Here is a 4510-nt window from a genome sequence, read left to right as displayed (position 1 = left end):
AAGTAATAGGTAATAACTAATAAGTAAGAAGTAAGAGTTAAGAGTTAAGGATAAAACTCAAGGAGTTTTTTTAGAATTAATTTGTAAGTAACAGGTAGTACATAATAGTTGTGGTGAAAATTTATATGCGAAAGTTGAACAAATAAAAAAAACATCTCTATAAATAATATAGAGATGCTGCAATTGGTCAGCAGTTGGAAAAGAAAACCTTAAATCTTTCACAATCTATCTTAATAAGTTGGGAGTAAGTTTTTCTGACCAATATAGTAACTTTTTATATAAAAAACCTTAATAGGCTTTAAAAGGCTTACGCTAAGGTGGGAGCTTTTAGTCAAAAATAAAAAAGACTTCTTGCGAAGTCTTTACAGTATACAATAGTCTTATAATCACACCTGATATTTATAACTGCATAAGTATTATAATTTTTAAATACTTTCGAAATGCATAAATATCACTATCATATGCCTGAAATCCTTCCCACCGAAAGATTATTACAGAAGTTCAAGGCAGGTCTCCTGGCTCTAGTTTCTTCCTCCTCTTGCCTTCCCAGTTTTTACACCAGTGGCTTTAAGATTCGTCCACTATTACAGTAGCGGGGGCTGCTGTGGCATTTAACCACATTCCCTTTTAATTTCCTAAAAGAAAACCGAAAACTTATTAATTCATTATTTAATTTTTACTATGAACTAATTGTAATACTTTAGTATACATATTTCAACATCCGTATTATTGTTATATAACACCAATAATTCAAATAATCCTATTTAATCTCTATCATAATAGGATTATCTTTAAATTTCGGTCCACTATGTCCTTCCATTAAGGTCATTATAGCTCCATTGAAGGTCCACTGTGAAAATATTTCTTATACATATATCTGCTGTATATTTCCAACACACTTCTTTTTCAACATATTCTCAAAGTGCAAAGCACTTTTCACTCTTAACTTTTCACTTTTCACTCTTAACTTTTCGCTATTCACTATTCACTATTACAATCTCACCTTACCCTTTTCTGTTATTCTTATAAAAACTACATTTGCATTACTGCTAGAGCAGCAGGAGGCTTTTGCACAACCCTTGCACCCTCCAACACACCCCTGCTCTCTAACCTTCTCTATATATCCCATCCTAAAAAGTTGCTCTACCATTTCCTCTAAAAAACCCTCTGCTACACCCATTTCTTTGGCTATAGCATTTTTAGAGTAAAATCCCTTATTTGCTATTATCTTTAGTAATTTCATCAGCACTAAGATCCCCTCCCAATTAATCACATACTCTCATTACCTAATTAAAGTCCTAACAGTGTTCCTACTTGGAATATTAATACCGCAAATACCCAAGCTATAACGAAACTATATACTGCTGAAAAAACGGTCCATTTTACAGAGTTCGTTTCCTTCTTAACCGCACCCAAAGCTGCAGCACAAGGTGTGTATAATAGGTTCATAACCATAAACGCATAGGCAGATAGTGGAGTAAACACTTCTTTTAATGCCATAGCCAGTTTAACCCCTTCATCTCCTCCAGCATATATACCGCCTAAGGTAGTTACTACTGTCTCCTTTGCCAATATACCTGTTACTAGGGAAACTCCTGCTTGCCATGTTCCAAAGCCTGCTGGTTTAAATATAGGAGCTACAAATCCACCTATTCTTCCAAGTATGCTTTCTGCACTTCCTGGCTCCACACCTAGTGGAAAATTACTTAAGAAGAATACTAATATTACCACTGCAAATATTATTGTTCCTGCCTTCTTAACAAAAGCTGATGCCTTTTCCCACATGTGAGTAAGTATACTCTTTGCTGTAGGAATTCTATATGGAGGCAACTCCATTACAAAGTATGAGTTTTCACCTTTAAATAAAGTACTGCTTAAAAATTTTCCTGCTACTATAGCCACTATGATTCCCAAGGCATATAGTGAAAATATTACTATACCAGCTCCTGAAAAAGGCCCTACATTGGTATCTCCAAAGAAAGCTCCAGCAAATAATGCATATACTGGAAGTCTAGCACTGCAAGATACAAAAGGATTTATAAGTATTGCAACCATTCTATCTTTTTTGCTTTCCAAAGTTCTTGTGGACATTATTCCTGCTATATTACAACCTGAACCTATAATCATAGATACGGCAGTTTTACCATGAAGTCCTATGGAAGTCATGAATCTGTCCATAACATAAGCTGCTCTGGCCATATATCCTACATCTTCTAGTAAAGAAATCAATAAATACATTACTAATATAAGTGGTACAAATGGGAATATAGATCCTAATCCTCCTATAACTCCTTCAACTATAAATCTTCCAAACATATTATCTGGCACCATGGTACCTGCCCACTCTCCTAAAGCTTCAAATGCAGTTTCCACATAGCCACCTAGAAAATCATTTCCGAATTTCATGGTGATTTGATAAACAAAGAACATAATTACTGCAAATATGGGTATTCCAAGCCATTTATTAGTTACAACCTTGTCTATCTTATCCGTTAAGGTATCCTTATTTTCATCTTTTCTTATAATGGCACCCTCTGTTACTTTTCCAATGAATTCATATTTTTTATCTATTATAAGTGCTTCTGGTTCATATCCAGCGGCTTTGGTTACAATGTCCACGCCATCTTCAACCTTTTTCAATATTTTATCACCGCAGGATTTTGATTTTATAAGTTCTACTATTTTATTATCATTTTCAAATAGCTTTATGGCCATCCAATTTAAAGGATAAGAATTTTCCTCTACACAAGCTGAAATTTCACTTTGCACCTGTAAAATTTGATTTTCCATATCCTTTCCGTAATCAATCTTAAACCCTTGGTTTTTCTTATTCTTACTTAGTTTTATAACTTCTTCTATAAGTTTATCTATACCCTCTTTTTTTGTGGCAACTATAGGAACTACAGTTGCTCCTAATTTCTTAGATATTTTGTTTATATCTATTTTTATATCCTTATTTTCCGCTTCATCCATCATGTTTAACGCCACTATTACATTAGGATTTATTTCTAATATTTGAGTGGTTAAATATAAATTTCTCTCTATATTAGTGGCATCTACTACATTTATTATTACATCCGATTCCCCGTCCAATATAAAGTTACGAGCCACCACTTCATCCTCTGAATACGCCCCAAGACTGTACGTTCCAGGCAAGTCTACAATGTTAAGCGTTTCATTTTCCCTTTTAAGTTTTCCTTCTTTCTTTTCCACTGTTACGCCGGGCCAGTTACCTACGTGCTGCCTTGCCCCTGTCAGTGCATTAAAAAGACTGGTCTTCCCGCAGTTAGGATTTCCCGCTAATGCCACCACTATTTCTTTATTCAAGTAAATCACACCCCTTATTTATAATAAATTAATTTATTCTTCCAAATAAAAACAAATTCAAATTATAGCAATTTAACTATTTATTAAAATTTCTATAACTATAAATATTAGTGCCTATATTTACAGCTTCGTCCTCATTAAAACTAAACTGTAAAATCCTAATAAGCACTAATTCTAATATAAATATGAACATCACATGAGCGTTAATATTGATATTCATTATCAACACTGTGGTAAAAAAAATATTTCTACCCAGCTGCCACCATTATCTTTGTAGCCATACTTCTTCCTAGTATTATTCTTCCATCACCTATTTTTACAATTATAGGTCCTACGTCATTTCTCATAACTTTTATTTTGCTTCCATTTACAAAGCCCATTTCCTTAAGCTTCTTACACATACATTCTCCACCGTTTATATCTGTAATAGTTACATTTTGTCCTATATTTGCAAAAGTTAAAGGCATTCCTTTCATACTATTCACTCCTCGTATCTTTACTTTAATTGACACTATATTTATTGTGTCTTTACTTTAATTGACCCTGTATTTATTCACTATATCCTTAAACTAAATTTTACTATTCTCTGTTACATGTGATAGACTCCAAAACTTTGTTTTTGTAAAATGAAGTTTTTAATCAAGCCTGCCCTAAATAAGTTCCACTAAGCTGTAACTTCTACTAAAATATCACTAGCTTCAGATTTTCTTAAAGTAAGCTTATAGCCTCTTAATTTTATCTCTATAGGATCTCCCATAGGTGCTTTACCCTCCATCACAAGTTGTGTTCCTGGAAGTATTCCCATGTCCATAAGTCTTCTTTTAACAGAACTTTCCTTTGAAATTCTAACTACCTTTCCTTTCTCTCCTACAGAAAGCTCATCCAAAAATTTACCTTTCATAAAACTTATACCCCCTATTAACTTTATTATAATTTATCACATTTACTAACTTTATAATTTATTAACTTAACTTCTTTAATTTAAGAAGTTGAAATACCAATTGTAGATTCAAATTCCTTGACAGGAATATAGTTACAGTGTTTCACACTATATTTGTCCTATAAATAACTTGAAAATTTTTCTAAGAAGCTAATTTCAGCTCATCAAGTATTAATTCTATGGGTACATTGTTTTTAGCTTGCTCATAAATAAAATGCACTAATTCTTTAGCCGCTAGGCTTT

The 4510-nt window shown here is 32.9% G+C and carries 4 protein-coding genes and 1 riboswitch; all 4 genes read right to left on the bottom strand.

The genetic code is table 11. From position 1 onward, the window contains the following. Positions 1–488: 488 nt before the first annotated feature. Positions 489–666: riboswitch (cobalamin riboswitch) on the bottom strand. A gap of 325 nt (positions 667–991) precedes the next feature. Further along, positions 992–1243: a FeoC-like transcriptional regulator gene (locus tag FGK85_RS14525; protein ID WP_243122898.1), complete on the bottom strand. Its 252-nt coding sequence runs from the start codon at positions 1241–1243 to the stop codon at positions 992–994. A gap of 47 nt (positions 1244–1290) precedes the next feature. Then, entirely contained in the window at positions 1291–3327 is a 2037-nt protein-coding gene (gene feoB / locus FGK85_RS14520; protein WP_138207816.1) for a ferrous iron transport protein B, read from the bottom strand. Between the two features lie 248 nt (positions 3328–3575). Then, positions 3576–3803, bottom strand: a complete 228-nt coding sequence (locus tag FGK85_RS14515) for a FeoA family protein (RefSeq protein ID WP_138207814.1) — start codon at positions 3801–3803, stop codon at positions 3576–3578. Positions 3804–3991: 188 nt separating this feature from the next. Continuing rightward, positions 3992–4228 (bottom strand): FeoA family protein, encoded by a 237-nt coding sequence (locus tag FGK85_RS14510; RefSeq protein ID WP_138207812.1) that lies wholly within the window; start codon positions 4226–4228, stop codon positions 3992–3994. Positions 4229–4510 lie beyond the last annotated feature (282 nt).

Source organism: Haloimpatiens lingqiaonensis, from assembly GCF_901447495.1.
Taxonomy (GTDB): Bacteria; Bacillota; Clostridia; order Clostridiales; family Clostridiaceae; genus Haloimpatiens; species Haloimpatiens lingqiaonensis.
The sequence above is the reverse complement of the archived record's forward strand: the minus strand, read 5'-3'. Positions and strand labels throughout refer to the sequence as shown.